Origin of the sequence: Desulfosporosinus sp. I2, assembly GCF_000960765.1 — a bacterium.
Lineage (GTDB): Bacteria > Bacillota > Desulfitobacteriia > Desulfitobacteriales > Desulfitobacteriaceae > Desulfosporosinus.
This window is the reverse complement of sequence record NZ_JYNH01000003.1, coordinates 70399-91755: the sequence shown is the minus strand read 5'-3', so window position 1 is coordinate 91755 and position 21357 is coordinate 70399. Positions and strand designations below refer to the sequence as shown.

17 protein-coding genes and 1 pseudogene are annotated in these 21357 nt (G+C 40.8%); 16 read left to right on the top strand and 2 right to left on the bottom strand.

Annotation, left to right across the window (positions count from 1 at the left end; all coding sequences use genetic code 11):
* The first annotated feature begins 125 nt into the window (after window positions 1-125).
* From UF75_RS01745 to UF75_RS01680, 14 genes and pseudogenes are all read left to right on the top strand, one after another.
* A pseudogene (locus tag UF75_RS01745) lies at window positions 126-670 on the top strand (ferritin family protein).
* A gap of 142 nt (window positions 671-812) precedes the next feature.
* Window positions 813-1934: a GIY-YIG nuclease family protein gene (locus UF75_RS01740; RefSeq protein WP_045572874.1), complete on the top strand. Its 1122-nt coding sequence runs from the start codon at window positions 813-815 to the stop codon at window positions 1932-1934.
* A 65-nt stretch (window positions 1935-1999) separates the two neighbouring features.
* Window positions 2000-3727 (top strand): sigma 54-interacting transcriptional regulator, encoded by a 1728-nt coding sequence (locus UF75_RS01735; RefSeq protein ID WP_045572873.1) that lies wholly within the window; start codon window positions 2000-2002, stop codon window positions 3725-3727.
* Between the two features lie 700 nt (window positions 3728-4427).
* Complete coding sequence (locus tag UF75_RS01730) at window positions 4428-5801, top strand: MFS transporter (protein ID WP_045572872.1); 1374 nt, start codon at window positions 4428-4430, stop codon at window positions 5799-5801.
* A 104-nt stretch (window positions 5802-5905) separates the two neighbouring features.
* Window positions 5906-6715 (top strand): methyltetrahydrofolate cobalamin methyltransferase, encoded by an 810-nt coding sequence (locus UF75_RS01725; RefSeq protein WP_045572871.1) that lies wholly within the window; start codon window positions 5906-5908, stop codon window positions 6713-6715.
* 67 nt (window positions 6716-6782) lie between these two features.
* Entirely contained in the window at window positions 6783-7418 is a 636-nt protein-coding gene (locus UF75_RS01720) for a corrinoid protein (RefSeq protein ID WP_045572870.1), read from the top strand.
* 143 nt (window positions 7419-7561) lie between these two features.
* Complete coding sequence (locus UF75_RS01715; RefSeq protein ID WP_045572869.1) at window positions 7562-8716, top strand: uroporphyrinogen decarboxylase family protein; 1155 nt, start codon at window positions 7562-7564, stop codon at window positions 8714-8716.
* 135 nt (window positions 8717-8851) lie between these two features.
* Entirely contained in the window at window positions 8852-9406 is a 555-nt protein-coding gene (locus tag UF75_RS01710; RefSeq protein ID WP_045572868.1) for a DUF2284 domain-containing protein, read from the top strand.
* 212 nt (window positions 9407-9618) lie between these two features.
* Window positions 9619-10395: a MoxR family ATPase gene (locus UF75_RS01705; protein WP_348983018.1), complete on the top strand. Its 777-nt coding sequence runs from the start codon at window positions 9619-9621 to the stop codon at window positions 10393-10395.
* A complete protein-coding gene (locus tag UF75_RS30960; RefSeq protein ID WP_348983017.1) occupies window positions 10382-10564 on the top strand; it encodes a hypothetical protein in 183 nt (60 codons plus the stop codon). Before UF75_RS01705 ends, UF75_RS30960 begins: the two co-directional genes overlap by 14 nt.
* Window positions 10565-10898: 334 nt before the next feature.
* A complete protein-coding gene (locus UF75_RS01695) occupies window positions 10899-11276 on the top strand; it encodes a hypothetical protein (protein WP_045572866.1) in 378 nt (125 codons plus the stop codon).
* A 322-nt stretch (window positions 11277-11598) separates the two neighbouring features.
* Complete coding sequence (locus tag UF75_RS01690) at window positions 11599-14367, top strand: response regulator (RefSeq protein ID WP_045572865.1); 2769 nt, start codon at window positions 11599-11601, stop codon at window positions 14365-14367.
* Between the two features lies 1 nt (window position 14368).
* A complete protein-coding gene (locus UF75_RS01685; RefSeq protein ID WP_045572864.1) occupies window positions 14369-15238 on the top strand; it encodes a protein-glutamate O-methyltransferase CheR in 870 nt (289 codons plus the stop codon).
* Window positions 15239-15314: 76 nt separating this feature from the next.
* Window positions 15315-17279, top strand: a complete 1965-nt coding sequence (locus tag UF75_RS01680; protein WP_045572863.1) for a PAS domain S-box protein — start codon at window positions 15315-15317, stop codon at window positions 17277-17279.
* Window positions 17280-17377: 98 nt separating this feature from the next.
* On the opposite strand, the gene UF75_RS01675 is transcribed toward UF75_RS01680, so the two are convergent.
* Complete coding sequence (locus UF75_RS01675) at window positions 17378-18784, bottom strand: MFS transporter (protein ID WP_045572862.1); 1407 nt, start codon at window positions 18782-18784, stop codon at window positions 17378-17380.
* Between the two features lie 12 nt (window positions 18785-18796).
* A complete protein-coding gene (locus UF75_RS01670; protein ID WP_045572861.1) occupies window positions 18797-19165 on the bottom strand; it encodes a MarR family transcriptional regulator in 369 nt (122 codons plus the stop codon).
* A gap of 432 nt (window positions 19166-19597) precedes the next feature.
* On the opposite strand from UF75_RS01670, the gene UF75_RS30955 reads away from it, so the two are divergent.
* Window positions 19598-19894, top strand: coding sequence for a hypothetical protein (locus UF75_RS30955; protein ID WP_348983019.1), 297 nt, complete (start codon window positions 19598-19600; stop codon window positions 19892-19894).
* A 232-nt stretch (window positions 19895-20126) separates the two neighbouring features.
* Entirely contained in the window at window positions 20127-21278 is a 1152-nt protein-coding gene (locus UF75_RS01660) for a glycosyltransferase (RefSeq protein WP_045572860.1), read from the top strand.
* Window positions 21279-21357: the final 79 nt, after the last annotated feature.

Genomic DNA, 21357 nt, shown 5'->3' with positions numbered 1-21357 from the left:
TGACTAGTGCGTGTAAAGTATTTAAAAAATAAATTTAAATATTTACTAATTTACAATTGCTTTTCTATTAAAATTATTATAAAATACATACATAAGGTTAATAATTTTTTAGGGGGCAGTTATACATGAAAAAATTTATATGTTCAGTATGTGGCTATGTATTTGAGGGGAATGAAGCGCCGGAACAGTGTCCGCATTGTAAGTCTCCTAGGGAGAAATTCATGGAGAAAGTGATGGCATAATGCAGTGGGCAGATGAACACAAAATTGGGGTTGCCGAGGGCGTTGATGCTGAAATACTTGAAGGCTTAAGAGCAAACTTTATGGGTGAATGCACAGAGGTCGGAATGTATCTCGCAATGAGCCGTCAAGCGGATCGAGAAGGTTTTCCCGAGATAGCAGAAGCTTATAAGCGGATAGCATTTGAAGAAGCGGATCATGCAGCTAAGTTTGCGGAGTTACTAGGTGAAGTTGTCTGTGCAGATACTAAAAAGAATTTAGAGTTGAGGGTGGAAGCAGAATTCGGTGCCTGTCAGGGTAAAAAAGATATTGCTACAAAAGCAAAACAGCTAAACTATGATGCCATCCATGATACTGTTCATGAGATGTGTAAGGATGAAGCACGGCACGGAGCAGCCTTTAAAGGCCTGCTTAATAGGTACTTCAAATAAAACTAGTTCTTAGAGGACCGATTCCAATAACCTTTGGAATCGGTCCTCTAATTATGTGTTGGAATCAAATGTCGAATTATGATGAACAAAAACGTATAATATAATAAAATAAGTACAAGAACTAAATGTAGCGGAGTATTATATGGACTTGAATGAACTGCTTAAGCAACTTCCACAAAGACCAGGTGTCTATCGTATGTTCGATTCACTGGGGAATATAATTTATGTCGGTAAGGCGAAGAATCTCAAGAACAGGGTTTCCCAATATTTTAAAAACCAAAAGGACAGGGTCCCAAAAGTTGCCGAAATGATCCATAATATCCATACGTTTAATTATTTAGTGACAGATACCGAATTGGACGCATTTGTTGAAGAATGTCGTCTAATCAAGGAAATTCAGCCTAGATATAACAAACAGATGAAAAATGATCGAAAGTATGTTTATATAAAAATACCGGCTGAGCAATACCCAAAGGTTACGAAAGTTAAGACGAAAGCTGATGATGGCGGATTATATTTTGGCCCTTTTACCAGTCCTAATCGGGTTGAGATGACAATACGATACCTGAATGAATTCTATCCTATACGAAAATGTACTAGCCCAGGATTAGTAAAACGGGTTAATGGCTGTCTGTTCAGGGAGTTGGGTACTTGTTTGGGTGTTTGTAGTGGGCAGGTAAGTCCTGAGGAATATAGGGTTCACATTGAAAATATCCGACAGCTTTTAAACGGGAATGATATGGCTGTTGTTCAGGAACTTTCTAAAAGGATCGATATGGCTATTGAGAATACTCAATTTGAAAGGGCAGCCCAATATCGAGAGTATTATTTAGGAATTCGACATGTCATTGGAAAACAGCGATTAGTTCAATCCTCAAATAAAAATAGGAATATCCTAGCGGTTGAATTTATGGACGAAGGACATGCTAAATTTTTCTTGATCAAAGGGAATAAACTTCTTTATCGAGAAGTGTTTAATAATGTAATGACAGATAGTACGGAGTTAAGGCAATCCCTAAAACAGATGATCAGGGATAAGTTTGTGACTGCAAAAAGTGACATGGAAAGATTGAAACAGCATGATATTGATGAAGCACAAATTATCTACTCTTATCTAAAAAAGAATCGACAAAGGATCGTTAGTTTCTGGATACCATCTACAAGACTGAATGGTGAAACAGCTAGGTTAGATGCCACAGTCCTAAAGATTATTAACCGGATTACATCGGGAGAATCTGCTGATGGCTCGCTTAGAAAAGATTAAGTTTTAGCTCCGCGATTGGCGGGCTAAAATCAATGAAAATAGGATGGTACTAAGAAAGGACGAAAATGATGAGTCTCGAAATGAACGTTGGGGATTGGCAAGAGATTTTTGAATCTGTGCACAACGGTATTATTGCCATCAACTTAAACAGAGAAGTTATTATTTTTAATAAAGCAGCCTCAATCGTCCTTAATATCCCTCAAGCCCAAGCACTAGGAGCTCAGATTGAGCAGGTGATATCCAATACACAGTTAGTCCAAGTTATGGAGAAGGGAACGGAAGAACATAACCAACGTATGGATATTAATGACCGAGCTATTATTGCGAACCGAAGTCCAATCCGGCGGGGAAATAAGATCATTGGCGCGGTTGCTATCTTTCAAGATATTTCCGAATTCGAAGTACTATCTCACCAATTGGATACTTTTAAAGCTATTAATAAACGCTTAGATGATGTGATCGATTTTTTAGATGATGGAATTGTTGTGGCTGATGCTCAAGGCATCATTGTTCGTGCTAATAACGCCTATCAACATATGACGGGAATTATCGCAAAGGAGTTTGTCGGGAAACACGTACGAGATCTTTTAAAGCAAGGCTACATGAACAAATCGGTTACAGAAATGGTGTTGGAGCGGCGATCTCAGGTAAATGTAATGGATGTAAGAAACGGTAAGGATCTTTTGATGAGCGGTAACCCAGTCTTTGACGACCGTGGGAACATTTCTTATGTAGTAACTGCTGTCCGCGATGTTTCTCAATTAAATGAATTAAAGGGGAAATTGGCTGAAAGCGAACAAATAAGGGATAAGTATTTCCATGAACTAGAACATTTGCGTTCAAAACAGTCTTTTCAGCAAATCATTACCAAAGATCCGAAAATGCAAAAGAAGTTGGAAATGTCTTATCATGTTGCCAACGTGGATTCAAATGTTTTAATTCTTGGGGAGACCGGCGTTGGTAAGGAACTTATCGCTCAATTAATCCATCGTGCCAGCAAACGAGCTAAGCAACCCTTTATAAAAATTAACTGCGGGGCAATTCCGCCAAATCTCCTCGAATCGGAGTTTTTTGGCTATGAAGCGGGTGCCTTTACTGGAGCGCTAAAGGAGGGGAAAGCAGGTTTATTTGAGCTAGCTCAAGGTGGTACGATATTTCTTGATGAAGTTGGGGAACTTTCTCTTGATTTGCAAGTCAAGGTTCTTCGTGCAATTCAGGACAAAGAAATAACCAAAATAGGTGGCAAGAAGCCTATTTTGCTCGATATAAGAATTGTTGCGGCCACAAATAGGGATTTGGAAGTCATGGTTAAAGAAAAAGAGTTTCGTGAGGACCTATATTACAGGTTAAATGTAGTCCCCATTGTTATTCCACCTTTAAGAGAGCGCAAAGCAGATATCCTTTCCCTTGTCGCGGAATTCATAGGGAAATTTAATCGAAAGTATGGCTATCAAAAATGGATTCACCCAGAGGTAATGGATGTTTTTCTGGAACATGATTGGCCAGGAAATATTAGGGAACTAGAAAACACCATTGAACGCTTAGTTGTCACCTATCGTGAAGATTGTATAGGGATTAATGCTTTAACGGAGACTTCCCTTAGGTCATTAAAGCCGCCAATTAAAGATATCACCTCTTTACAAGCTTGCTTAGAAAGTGAGGAGCATCAGTTGATTGCTGAGGCATACCGTACAACGGGAAGTACTCGAAAGGCTGCAGCTATTCTGAAAATTAGTCAGTCTAGTATGGTTAAGAAAATGAAGAAGTATAACATTTCGGTGAATAAGTTGTAAATATAAGTAAGGGAACCTGAAATTGATCATTTATCGAATCGTAGTGAACACAATATGAATCAGTACTAAAACGTCCAAGAATGGGGGTGACGGTTGCTTTTCTGGATAGTTAGTTCTAAAAGAGTGATTACTTTTGTGATCAGAGTATTTTGGCAAAGTGCCGAATACTCTGATTTTTTTGATTGGCACAATAATTGCAAAAGATCAAGATGATAAATAAATAATTGTTAAGAAATAATGAAAGGAGCTTGCATATCAAAAAATACTAAAATCAAATCAGAACATCGAGAAAATACTCTGAGAAGGTTAGGAGGAAAGACATTGTTCGTAGTTGGCGAACCGGTTATCGTAGGAATGGTCAAAGGAGACCTTCAGGACATCGGTAAAAACTAGTCTGTATACCATATCTATTCGTTGAGGCAGAGCATAAACTGAATTTCCGTCTAGGATGAGTGCGATTATGGCTTTATGGGGAAGACGTTTCAGGTTGCAGACGAGCATGTCTTCGCAAACAGATTAATATAGCGGTAGGAGGCACTCGGAAATTCGCTTATACGCTTCGATTTCTTCGCTTCAGATGCTGGTAAGGCGGAAACAAAAGCAATAATACTTTAGCATAAATGGTAGGTTTAGTAATAATTAGGCATTGACAAGTGTGGGAATCTTTCTAAATAGAATAGAAAATGGAGGGCATTAAGAGATGGCACAACCTATAGAAAGTATTTATGGGAAAAATTTCAGTATACCTCAAAGGTTGGAACGACTGCCACTTACCTCTTATCAAAGAAAGATCTTTTATATCATAGCAACAGCCTGGTTTTTTGATTCAATGGACTTAGGCATGTTAACGTTTGTTTTAGGATCCATAAAGACTTATTTTAATTTATCTACAGTGGAAGCAGGACTGCTTTCAAGCGCGAGTTTCTTAGGAATGTTTCTAGGAGCCGCTATTGCAGGAATGCTCGCTGACCGATTTGGACGTAAGATTGTTTTCCAGTATAGTATGGTACTCTGGGGGACTGCCAGCTTCATCTGTGCACTCTCTCAAAATGTTGAAATGCTAGCCATCGGTAGAATTCTATTAGGATTTGGAATGGGTATGGAGTTTCCGATCGGACAATCTTTAGTATCTGAATTTATCCCAGCTAAGAATCGCGGACGTTATATTGCGTTACTGGAAGGTTTTTGGCCCATTGGTTTCATCGCGGCAGGGCTGTTAGCCTATTTCATCTTGCCGGTAGGCGGTTGGCGTTGGGTATTTGCTTGTGAAGGGATTCCAGCGATCTTTGTACTCATAATTAGACGTATTGTACCAGAATCCCCCCGTTGGTTAGACACCGTTGGACGACACGAAGAGGCCAATAAGGTTATGCTGGGCTTTGAGGAGGGGGTAAGGAAATCCTTAGGGCGAGAACTGCCACCTGTCCAAAATATAGGTCAATCCGTAGCGGCGGCACATGCAAACAAGTTTTCTTTCTTGGAACTTTGGGCACCAGGATATGCTAAACGAACCATTATGGTCTGGTCTTTGTGGTTCTTTGCCTTACTAGGTTACTATGGGATAACGACTTGGCTAGGAGCCTTTCTGCAGCAGGCAGGTTACTCGGTAACTAAATCAGTCTTCTACACTATCATTATTTCACTTGCTGGAGTCCCGGGATTCTTTACCGCTGCTTATTTTATAGAATCTAAAGGGCGTAAAATAACAATTATCACGGTGCTATTGGGTTGTGCAGTTTCAGCCTACTTCTATGGGACAGCGACAACTCTTACCACTCTAATTATTTACGGTTTATGTATGCAATTCTTTCTTTTTGGTATGTGGTCAGCCATATATGCCTATACTCCGGAACTCTATCCTACTAGGTCGAGGGCAACTGGCTCTGGTTTCGCCTCGGCAGTCGGTAGGTTAGGATCACTTTTAGGTCCATCCATTGTGGCAATAATTTTGCCAAGAACAGGACAGTCTGGGGTATTTGCACTTGGAGCTGCTTGTTTTGTGGCTGCGGCACTCGTCGTTGGGATCTTAGGCGAAGAAACCAAAGGAAAAGTACTTGAGGAGATTTCGGCTTAGGTTCTCCAAACACCAGTATGGTACTTCAAGTTAGCCCCTTTTGTATCAGGTTTACGGAAGGGGCTAGTTTTTAAAAAGTCCTAAGGAGGAGAAATAGATAACAAATGATTATTATAGGTGAGAAAATAAACGGTTCTATTCCATCGATGGCCAAAGCCATTCGAGAAAAGGATGAAGCTTTTATTCGTGATTGCGCTAAAAGACAAGCTGAAGCAGGTGCTACCTATCTTGACGTTTGTGCATCGGTAGAAGTAGAATTCGAAGTCGAGACGATGAAATGGTTGATCGATTTAATACAGGAAGTTACTGATGTACCAATCTGTGTTGACAGTCCAAGTCCATATTCCTGTGTAGCAGCATTACCCTTTTGCAAAAAAACAGGTTTGGTCAACTCTGTATCTATGGAAGGGGATAAAATAGATGTAATATTCCCTGTTATCGCTAATACTCAATGGGAATGTGTAGCACTTCTATGTGATGGCAAGGGGATTCCTGATTCTGTGGAAAAACGCTTAGAAGTCTTTGAAACTATTATGAAGAGGGCAAAAGAGTTCAATATTGATCCGTCACGCTTGCATATTGATCCATTGGTGGAGACCCTGTCTACTCAGGAAACTGCTTTAACCACCTTTGCAGAATGTGCAAGAGAAATAAAGAAACGCTATCCAACGATCCATGTGACAAGCGGCTTAAGCAATATTTCATTTGGATTACCTGCACGCAAATTGATTAACCAAGCCTTTATGGTTTTAGCCTTGAACGCCGGTATGGATAGTGCGATCATGGACCCTACAAACAGAGATTTGTTGGGCATGATATTTGCTGCAAAAGCGTTATTGGAAGAAGATGAATACTGCTTAGAATATATCTCAGCATTTAGAGAAGGCTTAATTGGAGCTTTGCCAAAAGCTTAACAAGCTTTAATTTAGTTTAGAAAGTGATCAAAAATTAATGTGCTTAGCATAAATGGAGGGGTTTAAGATGTCTAAAATTCAAGAAATCTCGAAAGCAATTGAATTAGGTAAGAAAAAAATTATGAGAGGTCTCGTAGAAGAAGCATTAGCAGAAGGGTTTAAACCCATCGATATCTTAAATCAAGGAATGATTGATGCAATGGGCATTGTGGGTGAAAAATTTAAAGCCAATGAAATTTATGTTCCAGAAATGCTCGTAGCTGCTCGTGCCATGAAAGAAGGTGTGGAACTTTTAAAACCGCATTTAGCTGGCGGCCAGACTACTGTGCTTGGTAAATTCATTGTCGGTACGGTAGAAGGCGACTTGCACGATATCGGTAAAAACCTTGTTGCTATGATGGTTGAAAGTGCCGGATACGCTGTAATTGATTTAGGTGTTGACGTTTCAACAGAAAAATTTATCGATGCGATTAAAGCAAATCCAGATTGTAACCTTGTTGGTCTTTCAGCATTATTAACAACAACAATGCCATCTTTAAAGAAATCAGTAGCTGCAATTATTGAGGCTGGTTTGAAGGACCAAGTTAAGATAATTGTCGGTGGTGCACCTATAACTCAAGAATTTGCAGATATGATCGGTGCTGATGCTTTTGCAGCTGATGCTGCATCTGCTGCAGTTATAGCAAAAGCATTCGTGGCATAACCGTAATTCAAGCCATAGGCGCAGCGATTGCCTTAGTTCTCTATTTCATAGTGAACATTTAGATGGAGTGCGCATCCTCCGTTTGGGAAAGTATTGTGCATACTTTATCGATAACCATACAAATAATCAGGGAGGTCTAAAAGATGAATCATCGCGAAAGAGTTTTATGTGCTTTGAATCATAAGGAACCGGATCGTATCCCGCTCGACCTTGGAGCTGGATGCTCGTGTAAATTCACAAAGTATTTTTATGTAAAGCTTTTAGATTACTTTGGCATTAAAGATGAAGAATTAGAAATGTGTCACATTCCTTACCAGCTTGTATATGCATCTGACAAAGTATTGGATCTTTTAGGGTGTGATGTGCGGGCAGCCAGACTCAAACCCATTAAACAGGGGGAGAGTTACTATGCCAAGAAATGGGAAGACGAAAAAAGCTATTTCTATCGAAATGATTGGGGAACCTTATACAGAATGCCAAAGCAGCAAGGTCTATATTACGACTTAGCTGGGTGTGCATTGGGAGATGCAGAGGATGAAGAAGACGACAAAAAGTTCGTATGGCCTACACCGGATAAATTTGCTATGGTGGGACGAAAGGAACTCGAAAACTACCGCGAGGCTGGGTTTGCAACCACCATTTCCGAGCAGTTTGGTAATGGCTTCTTACAAACCGGCCCCTTGATCTGGGGCTTTGAAAACTGGCTTGCTATGTTAGTAGCTGAACCGGAACGCTGTACTCCATTTATGGAAAAGTTGCTGGAAAAGAAAATGGAGTTTTATGATAACATCTTTGACGTTTATGGCGGGCTGATTGATGTTACCAGTGAAGCCGACGATTTTGGTACTCAGCGTGGAACCTTTATTTCGCCGAAACTTATCCGAGACATGATACTCCCCTACCATAAGAAACTCAATGACTACATCAAATCCAAGGGAGATGTCAAAATAACGCTACACAGTTGCGGCTCTGTTACAGCGGCATTGCCGGACATCATTAAAGCAGGCTTTGATATTCTGAATCCTGTCCAGATAACTGCTGCAGATATGGGTCCTGAACTGTTAAAGAGCAGATTTGGCAACGACATCGTATTCTGGGGTGGTGGGATCAATACTCAATCTACTCTTCCCAATGGAACGCCTGAACAAGTTAGGGAAGAAACCAAGAGAAACATGGACATCTTCGGCAAAGATGGAGGTTTCGTGTTCTCGACGGTTCACAATGTACAGGATGACGTTCCCATTGAGAATTTTATCGCTATGTGGGAGACTTTCCAAGCTAACTGTAAATACCGATAATAACTTTACGTATTTACATTCATAGGAACGACTGGCTGTATAAAACCGGGGAAGACTATGGACTCCTCGGTTTTATGCGTAAATCTCTCTAAAGGGTTTGTGCATTAGTTTTCGAAGAGAAGGTGACAATCGAATATGGAAACAGTTTTCAATAATCTAGTGAAGGATGCTAAGGCATTAAATGCGGCCCATGCTACAATTACAGAAGTGGCTGAGATTAAGTTTAATGAGGATTTCAGAGAGCTATGTGAACAGAATTCCTGTGGATCGTACAATAAAAACTGGATGTGTCCTCCAGCAGTGGGTTCTATCAGTGATTTGAAAGAACGGGTCTTGGGCTTTAAGCAGGGTCTTTTGTTCCAAACGGTCCATCCGATCGAAGATTCTTTTGATTGGGAAGGCATGCTAGAGGGAAAGGTCAATCATGAAAAAATATTCAGGAAAATTCATGAGTATATCGAGAATAACTACACCTTTACAGCAGTCCTTCCATTAAATGCGGGTCCATGCATGTATTGTGTAAAATGTGCCTATCTCGAAGGAGAAGAGTGCCATTTTCCCGATAAAGCCGTGTCATCCGTTGAAGCAAATGGAATTGACGTAATGGCCTTGGTAAAAGCCTCAGGAATACCCTATAAAAATGGTGAAAACACAGTCTCGTATGTGGCCCTGATATTGTTCAAATTGTAGAAATATTTCGCACTCGGAGCAGCTGGTTTCGTGGCAGCTAAACGATTAAACCGACAAGGTAACTTAGTCGGTTTTACTTATTTTTTACTAATATTAATATTGCCTAGCTATACAATTAACGTATATACTGTGGTTGCTAGTATTATCGGAATTGATTGAAATTATGAGTAAATTTGAAATGTGACAGGTTATTTAAGAAAAGAGGAAGAATAATGTTGCCGATCTCCTTACAGCGTTTAAAAGAAAATATCTCTGGCATTGTGCTTGGAAAAGAAGATTCCTTGACATTGTTGTTAGTGGGTCTTATAGCGGAAGGGCATATTCTGATCGAGGATGTTCCTGGTGTGGGCAAGACTTTAATAGCCAAAGCCTTAGCGGCTTCTTTAAATGCCGATTTTCACAGAATTCAGTGTACGCCTGATCTAACGCCTACAGATGTTGCCGGGTTTTACGTTTTTGACCGTCAAAGTAACAGTTTTTCCTTCCGGGCAGGCCCGGTGGTGACTAATATTTTACTGGTTGATGAAATAAACCGCACTGTTCCCCGGACACAGTCCAGTCTGCTTGAGGCAATGGAAGAGAGACAGATAACGGTAGACGGTCAGACTACGAAGCTTCCTCACCCATTCTTCGTTGTGGCTACCCAGAATCCCATTGAACACGATGGAACTTTTCAATTACCGGAAGCTCAGTTGGATCGCTTCCTATTAAAAATCTCTATGGGTTACCCAAATGCCGAAGACGAGGAAAGCATGATATTGTCTCAGGGTAAAGAAAATCCTTTAATGAAGCTCCAAGCAGTGGCAGGAGAGAAGGAAGTTCAGGAGTGGCAGGAACTCTCTCGCAATATTTTTGTTCATTCGTCGATTCGCAGTTACATTATAGAACTGGTCAGGGCAACCCGATCTCATTCAGCGGTAGCCTTAGGAGCAAGCCCCAGAGCCAGTCTTGCTTTATATCGTGCAGCCCGAGCCCTTGGCCTTGCTTAAGGGACGAAACTACGTTATTCCCGATGACATAAAATATCTTGCCGGCTATGTGCTAAACCATCGTTTAACGTTAAAACGAGAGGATCGCCTTAGGGGGGTACAAGCAAGTCAGGTCCTTGAAGAAGTTCTGGTAACTATTCCTGTCCCGGTTGAAAAAGACGGTGATTAGGGTATGGAAAAACTAACAGCTATCCCCAATCTTACCTCTGTATTTACCCTATTATTGTCAAGGGTTATTTTGTTGATATTATTTCTCTACCTGCTGAAAGTTGGAAATTTCTTGCCCGCATTTTTCTTAATAATTCTAAAGAAAAAGGGGACAAAGAAACAAGGGGACAGGTTCGCTGTTTTGCCCGAAGCAAAACAGCGAACCTGTCCCCTTGTTTCACGCGTAGCGTGCTTTAATGAAAAGTAGTAGTTACTAGCCAATAAGTATATACTAGACTCAATCGATGAGAGAAACTTAGTGAGTATAATCAAACTAGAGGGAGACTGATTGTTACATGAATTTCGAAGACATTTACTACGCCAATAGCCAACATAAGGAGCAATTCTTAGCTCTATTAACCCAAAAGAAATCTAACGAGTCTGGCTATTATTCGGCCTATTACATCCTTACTTCCACCAAGGAAATTTGGTCAGCTACAAAAAGACATACCACTTTGGAAGAAATTAAGTTTGATAAAATCTTAGAACAGGGTTTTGCTAGTAACCATAAAGCGCTTATTTTGCTTGCTCAACATTTGTTTATGGCCAGTACTAGCTTTGACTTAGATCATGCTTTAGATAGTTGGGATCAAGTTAATTACAGCGTAGCTTTGCAAGCCATTAAATTGCGCTGGACACTTTCACGTGAGAGTATGGAGGACTCATTAGAATAAAAGCTGGGAGAAAAATAGGGAAACAAGGGGACAGGGGAAACAAGGGGACAGGTGCACTGTTTTGCCCAAGGCAAAACAGTGCACCTGTCCCCTTGTTTCCTTGTTTCAGAGGAGAGTTAAATTTTAGTATCAAGTTTCTCAGGAATTATCTCAATAAAGGAATATTGTGAAAACTCTAAAACTTGACACGTATCGACTTATTTACCAAAGGAGATTAGTAATTGAATATTGAAATATTTCATTTAAGTATTGAAGTGATCAACTGGACAGAGTAATCTTTGTTCCACTCGACATTAAATACCCCTCAGAAAGGAAGCGGGACATGAGGCTCAAGGCGAAGTTATTCTTAGGATTTGCCTCTATTTTGGCCATAATGGCTGTATTCTTTATGGTCTCAATTTATTCCTTAGATCAAGAAAATAAGAGGGCAGAAAGAAATCAACAGGAGCGCTACCAAAAATTAACGTATTCTAAAATGGTTGAAGGTGAACTTAACAATATTAGTAGGTACTTAAGAGATCTTGCTTTTCTTGACATCGGTGGGCATGATTTTGTAGAGACGATTGATCTGATCAAAGTTTCTAGGGAGAAGGTAGGGACGGCTCTCAATTTCCTTGAGGCCTCCGCTATTCGAGATGTAACTAAGAATCTGCTCCGCCAGATAAAAGCCGAAAACATTATGTATAATGAACTGCAAGAAAATTGCATTGCACTGGCTTCTTCTGACCAGAAAGCAGAGTTCGAGCGAGTGATAAAAGTGGGAGCGGGGGAACGGCGTCAGATATTCAAGTATGTTGAGGAATTAAATAGACTTGAAGATGAGGCACTGAATGGCTTAATCAAATCGTCAGCTGATGCCTATAACCGGGCACTCATATTCCTTTTTGCTTCTCTAATCTTAACATTGCTTGGTGGAGCGGGGATAACTGTCTGGATCACGCGTAAGGTTACAGAAGGCATACGTGATGTCACTGAAGTTATGAACCGTTTTTCGTCGCTCGAGGAGCACATTGATTTGCCGCGCATTGACATCCATTCAGATGATGAAGTCGGAGAAATTGCGGCGGCCTTTAACGAGATGGCTGGTTCCCTAGAAAAACACGCCCTGCATGAGCAAGAATTCATTGAAGAAATTGAGGGGCAAAACTGGTTAAAGTCTGGAACTGCAGAGATCACCGCCTTATGCCAAGGGATAGAGGACCTAAGAACTTTGGCCAATCTTTTGATCACAAAGATAACTCCCATGGTCGAAGCAAGTTATGGCGTCTTTTATATCGTGGAGGGATACGGAGACAGGCACTGTCTTAAAAGGCTTGCTGTTTATGCGGATAATCCGTTGGGAACTGCAAGTGAGGTTTTCCTTCTCGGGGAAGGGCTGGTGGGACAGTGCGCTTTAGAAAATAAAACGATTAGATTGCCTAGGGTCCCAAGAGATTATATTAAGGTTACCTCCGGCTTGGGTGAATCGCCGCCCCAAGGCATCATTATACTCCCGGTGGCGTTTGAGGGACAGGTAGTGGCTGTCATGGAGCTGGCATCTCTTCAACTGTATAGCACTCTGCAACAGGAGTTGCTGGAACTGATCTCAAAGAACATTGGGATTACAATCAATCGCGTACAAGCTCACATGAAGATAGGAAGCCTATTGAAGGAATCACAGGTCCTGACGGAAGAACTTCAGTCCCAATCAGAAGAACTCCAACTACAACAAGAGGAGCTTAAATCCTTTAATGAGAATCTAGAGGCTCAGTATAAACATTCTGAAAAAAGGGCAATGGAACTAGAAACCTTGAAAGCAGCTCTTGAAGAAAAAGCCCGACAGCTTGAAGAAAGCTCAAACTATAAAACAGAGTTTCTATCCAACATGTCCCATGAGCTTCGGACACCGCTGAATAGCTTACTGATTCTTTCTCAAATGCTGATCGAGAACAAAGAAGACAATTTGACGCCCAGTCAAGTTGAATATGTGAAAACGATCTTTTCTTCAGGAAATGAACTGTTGAGCTTAATTAATGACATATTAGATCTTTCTAAGGTGGAAGCGGGTAAGATCACAATACATCCCGACATTTTTAAATTGTCGGATGCGATGGACTATGTCAAACAGTATTTTCTTCCTGTGGCTCAGCAAAAAAATCTAGATTTTATTGTCGAGATGAGTGATGACTTGCCCCATACCTCTTGTATGGATGAACACAGACTTTTGCAAATCTTAAATAATTTATTATCCAATGCGTTTAAATTTACAAACAGCGGAAGTGTCACATTACTGGTTCGAAGAGCAGAAGGTCAGATGATTGCTAATCATGACATATTTAAAACCTCAGACTGGGTCCTAGCTTTTTCTGTAACTGATACAGGTATTGGAATTTCTAAATATAAGCAGGACATGGTCTTTGAAGCCTTTCAACAGGCAAATGGGACAACCGCTAGAAAATATGGCGGCACGGGTTTGGGGCTAACTATTAGTCAAAGGATCGCTAGGTTAATGGGCGGGTTCATCAAGCTTGACAGTGTTGAGGGTAGAGGAAGTACGTTTACCCTTTATTTGCCTAGCCATAATGTTGGAATAGGGGCTTCCGATATTTTCCGTGCCGAAGCCGCTGCGACGACCTTGAAGAGTTCCCCTTCTCAAGTAGTTAAAGCCGTTGAAGCCGTTTCCAAAGTCGTACGTGAGGCGGAGGAATCTCAAAAGGTGGAGAATGGAAATGCTCGTTTAGAAGGCAAGAAAATCTTAGTTGTGGACGATGATATGCGGAATGTGTTTGCCCTTACCGGAGCCCTTGAAAATCAAAAGATTATGACACTATTTGCGGAGAATGGCAAAGAGGGTATCGAGGTTTTAGAAAAAAACCCCGATATCGACTTAATACTCATGGATATTATGATGCCTGAGATGGATGGATATGAAGCGTTGCGTCGTATTCGCCTAATTCCTGAGTATGCAAACTTGCCAATTATTGCTCTGACAGCTAAGGCTATGAAAAACGATCGGGAAAAATGCATTGAAGCGGGTGCGTCAGATTATATTAGTAAGCCTGTTAATCTTGAACAGCTGTTTTCTTTAATCAAGATTTGGTTGTATAGATAGGATGGATAGGGTGAGTTTAACGGGAAACAAGAAAAGCACGGAAAAGGAAAGTTTAGATGAATTAGAAAAGGTCGAAATAGAGCTACTTTTAGAGGGTATTTACCGTTACTACGGGTTTGACTTTAGAAATTATGTGTCCGCTTCCATTAGGCGGAGAATTTGGTACCGAATTCAGACGGAAAGGTTGAAAAATGTGTCCAGCTTACAGGAAAAGGTTCTTCACGACCCCTGTGTGATGGCACGGCTACTTTCGGATTTCTCGATTCACGTATCAGAGATGTTCCGGGACCCATACTTTTTTAAGTCTTTTAGGGAGAACGTAGTTCCGCTTCTCAAAGAACTGCCGTTTGTTCGAATCTGGCATGCGGGTTGTTCTACGGGGGAAGAAGTTTACTCTATGGCGATTATCCTGAAAGAGGAAGGTTTATACCATAAAACAAAAATTTACGCCACGGATATGAATGAAGATTTATTAAAAAAGGCGAAGGAAGGCGTGTATCCGTTAGATAAAATGCAGGCTTACGATGACAATTATTTAAAGGCGGGAGGAATGAAAGAGCTCTCAGAGTTTTTTGACATCTGTCAGGATAAAGCCATTTTTCACCCCGTTCTAACGCGTAATGTGGTCTTCGCGCAACATAATCTAGCGACAGATCATTCGTTTAATGAATTTCACGTGATTATCTGCAGGAATGTCATGATTTATTTCGATAGAGTGCTGCAGAATCGCGTCCACAGGCTATTTTATGAAAGTCTGTCTATGTCAGGAATCTTGGGGTTGGGTAATAAGGAGGATATTTCCTTTAACAACTATTCCCATTGTTATGAAGCATTTAACCAAGAACATAAAATCTACCGGAAAGTAAAATAAGCTGAACTCAACTAGCAAATTGTTTAAATTTCAATCTGTGAAAAGAAAAAGACTGAGGACCGAGGATGAAAAAGACATGAAAATCTTGATTGTGGATGACCGCCAAGAAAATTTGTTAGCCCTAGAAGCTGTGTTGCAATCCCCAGACTATCATCTGGTTTTTGCCAATTCTGGAGAAGTGGCCTTAAAGTGCTTATTGAAAGATGATTTTGCCGTGATTTTATTAGATGTGCAGATGCCGGGAATGGATGGCTTTGAAACAGCCAAGCTCATCAGGGCACGAAAAAAGCACGAAGATACACCCATTATTTTCATTACGGCGATTTACCAGTCCGCAGAAAGTATTACACAGGGGTATTCTTTGGGTGCGATCGACTATTTGTTTAAACCATTTAACCCAGTCATGCTAAAGTTTAAAATAGAAGCGTTTGCCAAGATGCACTTTAATAAGAAACAAATTAAGCTTCAAAATAAATTGTTGAAGCAGCGTGCCCTCGAACTTGAAACGATGAACGAAAACTTAGAAAGTACCACTTCTGCTCTGCGCAAGGCAGAAGCGCTGGCCCGCGTAATTGGAGAAACATCCATAGATACTATAATCACCTTGGATGTTTTGGGTAGAGTTATAAACTCAAATCCAGCTACAACGGCGATGTTCGGGTATGAGCATGAAGAATTACTGGGACAGTATGTCTCAATTCTCTTTACAGAAGGTAGCGTTTCTTTTTCGAAAATAAAAGATGACCTGATGATGAGTAAAAGTAGCAAGATCTCAGACGCAATGGCAATACATAAGAATGGGGCGATTTTTCCCGTAGAGATTCAGATCGGAGCGGCTAATATTGGGGAGCAGCAGATTCTTGTCTGGTCTGTGAGGAATATTACTGAGCGAATACAATTAGAGAAAGAGCGAAAAGATCGCTACATAACTCTTGAAAGGCTTGTACTTGAGCGAACCAACCAACTCTACCAAGTGAATGAAAAATTCAAAGAAGAAATAATAGAACGCAAAAAAATTGCGAAACAGCTCAGGGAAACAGGCCTTAAGCTTTCCAATATTCTTGAAAGCATAACGGATGTTTTCTATACCTTGGATCATCTGTGGCGGTTCAATTTCGTCAATGATGAGGCAGAGAAATATTGGTTGAAGGAGAAAAAAGAGTTAATCGGCCAAAATATTTGGGATATTTTCCCAGAATCACTCTTTGAATTTCGTCCTTTTTTTGAAAAAGCCATGAACTCGAAAGAAGCCGCACATTTTGAAATTAAAGGACGACATTCTGATGCACTGTATGAAGTTCACGTTTATCCGCACGAGGAAGGTTTGTCCGTGTATTACCACGATATTTCCGAACGTAGGATGTTTGAGAAAGAAATGGCCCGCCTAGATCGATTAAACCTTGTCGGACAAATGGCCGCAGGGATTGGTCACGAAGTTAGAAACCCAATGACCACAGTTCGGGGTTTCCTCCAGTTACTAGGGGATAAAGAAGAATTTAAACAGTTTAAGAGTTATTTTGAGCTGATGATCGATGAGCTTGATAGGGCAAATGCAATCATCACCGAATTTCTAAGCCTGGCCAAAAACAAGACAGTAGACTTGAAGCCCTTAAGTCTGAACAGTCTAATAGAAAATCTTTACCCATTAATTCAAGCAGACGCCATGGTTTGTGACAAGGAGATTAACTTGCAACTGCAGGACACTAAAGTTTTAGACCTAGACGAGAAAGAAATTCGTCAGCTTATCTTAAACCTTGTCCGAAATGGAATAGAAGCCATGTCGGGTAGTGGAACGCTGACCATAAGAACCTTTATGGATGCTGAGGCGGTCGTTCTGGCAGTGCAGGACGAGGGGAGTGGCATTAAGGCTGAAAGCCTCGAAAAGGTTGGGACACCCTTTTTCACCACTAAAGAGAATGGCACTGGTTTAGGTCTGGCCACCTGTTACAGCATTACTGCTAGGCATAATGCTGAAATACATATTGATACGGGAATTTCGGGCACGACCTTTTTCGTGAGGTTTAAGTGCCATATAGCTTAGAGGATTGCATTGGTCTATGTTGCCAAGCTTAGAGCCTATTTTGCAATAATAAAAGACAAAATAGAGCCATTCGAAGGCTCTATTTTGTATTATAAGCCTTATTTAGCTTTGGCGTAACTTTTGCGGTTTAATGAAACACCAGCAGCTATGAAGGCAATTACCATGGCTACTAACATTACATAATGGTAAGCAGACATGAACACAGGTATTTCACTCGACTTCGGCATAGAGACACCACCTAAAGATTCAAACAACGATACGGACCATGCAATACCTGCGACCATACCTAAGTTTCTAACCAAGCTGTTAATCCCTCCGGCAACGCCCAATTTCTGAGGGGGGACTGAACTCATGACACTGCTGTTGTTGGGAGATTGAAACATCCCGGCACCCAAGCCGGTGAGTATTGAACCTGGAAGTATGTGATAAAAATTAGCTGTAGCTGAAAGGGTAGAAAAATATAACAAGCCGAGTCCAGTAATCACTAAACCGCTTGTAGTAAGCACCAAGGGTCCAAATTTGTCAGAGGCATTACCGCTAATCGGAGCTACTATGGCCATTACGATCGGGAAGACCATTAAAAGCATTCCGACCTGCGCGGGTTTGTAATGAAGGATCCCTTGTAGATAAAAAGGCAAGATCATATTGTTGGCAAACATAGCTGTAAAGGATAACCCTCCCGAAAGATTACCAATTAAGAAAGGACGATTGCGAAATAGGGATAAATCAATCATAGGGTGTTTGACTTTACGTTCTGTTAGAGCAAACAAGAGAAGCGATGCAATTCCCAGCACTAGGCTCAAGAGTATCGGAAAGCTCGACCAACCCCATTTTTCGCCATTTGTTATTCCTAGGAGCACCAAGATCATCCCTAGCGTAAAGGATGAAGCCCCAAGAAAATCAAAACTTTCTTTATCGTTACTGGGAACATCCTTGGGCAGAATCAAAAGAACTGCGGCGAAACCAATAAGTCCTATGGGAATATTGATATAAAAGATGGAACGCCAGCCAGCTAAACCAATCAGGATGCCACCTAAGGCTGGTCCTGTTAGTGAACCAAGTGCAACGACGGTTCCAGTAAGGCCCAAGGCTTTACCTCGTTCTTTAGGCGGAAAAATAGCGGTGATGATAGCAGCACTGTTAGACATTAACATTGCTGCGCCTATCGCTTGCAACACTCGAGTAGCCACTAAAAACCAGATATTTTCGGCCAATCCGCAAAGGGCTGAGCCAAAAATAAAGACTAAAAAGCCAAGGCCGAAAACTCTTTTGCGTCCAAATAAATCAGCAAGACGTCCAAAGACCGGCAGTAAACTGGTAATTGTTAAAAGATAGGCGGTGACCACCCATTGTAAGGTAGAAAGATCCGAATTAAGCTGGCTAGAAATTGTGGGTAGTGCTACATTTACAATACTGCTATCCAATGTTGCCATAAAGGTACCTATCGCAACCGTAGCCAAGACATACCAGCGGTAGTTCGGTGAATTTTTGATATTCTCAAACATTGTTTTCCTCCTCTATTCTAAATTGTTGCAAATTCTATTGAGTAAATTCTTAAGCTCGACCTTTTCTTGGTCAGAAAATCCTTGTAAGGCTTGTTCCAAAGCTTGTTGGGCCAAAGGGGTAAGAAAATCTCTAATTTCCAAGCCTTCAGTAGTTAAGTAGATTAAAGAAACCCGCCTGTCTGTGGAATCAGTTTGACGACGAATCAATCCTCGGCGTTCTAGTTTGTCCAGAATTCTAGTAATGGTGGGTTGATCCTTAAAACTTGTTTCAGACAATTCTTTTTGGGAAATACCATCTTGCACCCACAACCATTTAAGCAGTGGCCATTGTTCATGCGTAACATTGTAGGGCTTTAGTGCTTTAGCAAGATTATTCTTCATTTTTGTATTGGTTTTACTGATCAGAAAGCCTAAGTTTTCTTCGAAACGAATTTGAATTTCCCCCTTAATTAAGGTGCCAAAAAAATGTCATGACAATAGTTGTCGTGACATATTTTTTTCAAGTTAGTATATCAAGTAACTTTGTAATAATCAAATACCTCATACTTAAAAAAATTTCCCTTGGGTCTTATGAATTAGAAACTAAAAAGTTGAGAACCCTATTGAAGGACTCCAGATGCAAAGGTGGGTAATAAGTATGAAATCTTATAAGAAGAGTTTCATTATTTTTGGTTTAATTTTTTTAGTAATTTATATTGCTTTTAGGTTTACCTACGCCTGGTATATGGATCCTTCATCATGTAAGAAATGCCATCAAATTGAGGCTTATCAAGCGTCTTGGAAAATCATCCCCACATAAAAAAAGTTGATTGTATGAACTGCCATTCGACCAGAGGGCCGTTTCATAGATTAGATACAACGGTTCGTGGACTAAAGGATGTAGCCATTCAGATTAAGGGGGATTACTTTTCATTCAGGGCAATTTATTACGATACAAATTGCATGAACTGTCATACAGGTAACTTCAAATCGGAAACCAATGCACCCATAATGCCAAAAGACCACGCGAAGTTTATCAAAACTGGCGTAAGGTGTAACAGTTGTCATAGAGATACAGGTCATAAGCTCGGACTAGGCGTTGACGAAACGTTTGAATCATTGCAACCGTAACGATCAGAGAAATGAATGAGTTTCTTAAGAACGGTGCACCATGTTAGCATAGGTGGTGGATGTCAATATTTTTTTAAAGTTTCTAGAACCCCACTTCTATATAGTAGGGTTCTTCGTAGACTTTAGGAGTAGTATGCTCATCCAGGTTCTCGACGTTCAGCTTCAGATAAACAAGTTGACTTACTAGTTTGCTTTTCCAAGAGGTAGGACTTTAGAACGAGGAGGTTTGTACATGGGACAATTGAATGTGCTTATATTTTCTGCGACGTATGGCTTCGGACATGTGCGAGCGGCTGACGCCATTATTGAGGAGATACGCGTCAAGGAACCTAACGCTAAAATTACTCATTTGGATTTTGGGTCATTTCTCAGTAAGACTTTTAACACAGTTGTTAAAAACACCTACATTGAGCTTATTAAGTATACGCCGAAATTGTGGGGGAAATTTTACTATAGTACATCAAAGATTTCACCCGATTCTGTATTTCAACGCTTTTTAAACGGTTTGGGGCGACGTGAATTTGTGAAAATTATTCAGGACTTACAACCAGATCTCGTGATATGTACCTATCCGACAGTTGCTGGGGTTTTGGCGCAACAAAGGCTAAAAGGAGTTTTAGCCGTCCCACTGGTGACGGTTGTAACAGACTATGCCGTTCACAGTCAATGGATTCACCCGGGGGTTGATCTTTATATTGTGGGGTGTAAGCGTGTATATGAAGGCCTGGTAGCCCGAGGAATTAATCCAGGTTCGATTCGTATCACGGGGATTCCAGTGAGCTCAAAGTTTGAAAGGAAATTAGATCAACAAGAAATATTGAAAAGGCTGGGGTTGAGACCCTATCTGCCAACAGTTCTAGTCATGGGTGGAGCGTATGGCGTTTTGGGTGGGGCAAGGTGGATCTGTAAAATTCTATCTGAGTCGTCTTTACCAGTGCAAAGTATTGTCGTTTGTGGTCAGGATAGAAATCTATATAAAGATCTTGACTCTTTGATCCTAGACAGTAAAAATCCGATGGTGCGTTTTGGATTTGTGAAAAATGTCGAGGAATTGATGAGTGCTGCGGATATTATTATTACTAAGGCGGGAGGGTTAACAGTTTCCGAGGCGTTGACTAAACGGGTACCCTTGATCATTTTTAAGCCTATACCAGGACAGGAAGAGGAAAACACAATCTATCTAGAAGGCATCGGGGCGGGCCAGGTGGCAAAGAATGAAGAAGAATTAAAAAGAATTATCTTCGACCTGTTAGAACATCCAAAACACTTAGAACGGATGCGCCTTTCAGCTGCCAAAGCGGTTCCCGGTCGAGCGGCTGAACAAGCGGTGGGGGGAATTCTGCAGCTTCTAGAAAGACGGCAATACATGCATAAGATTGGTTGATTGGTTAGGGGATAAATGTTAAATTTTTATAATTTCCTTATGCTCTTTACTTTAATTTTTACGCCTTTTATATGGATAA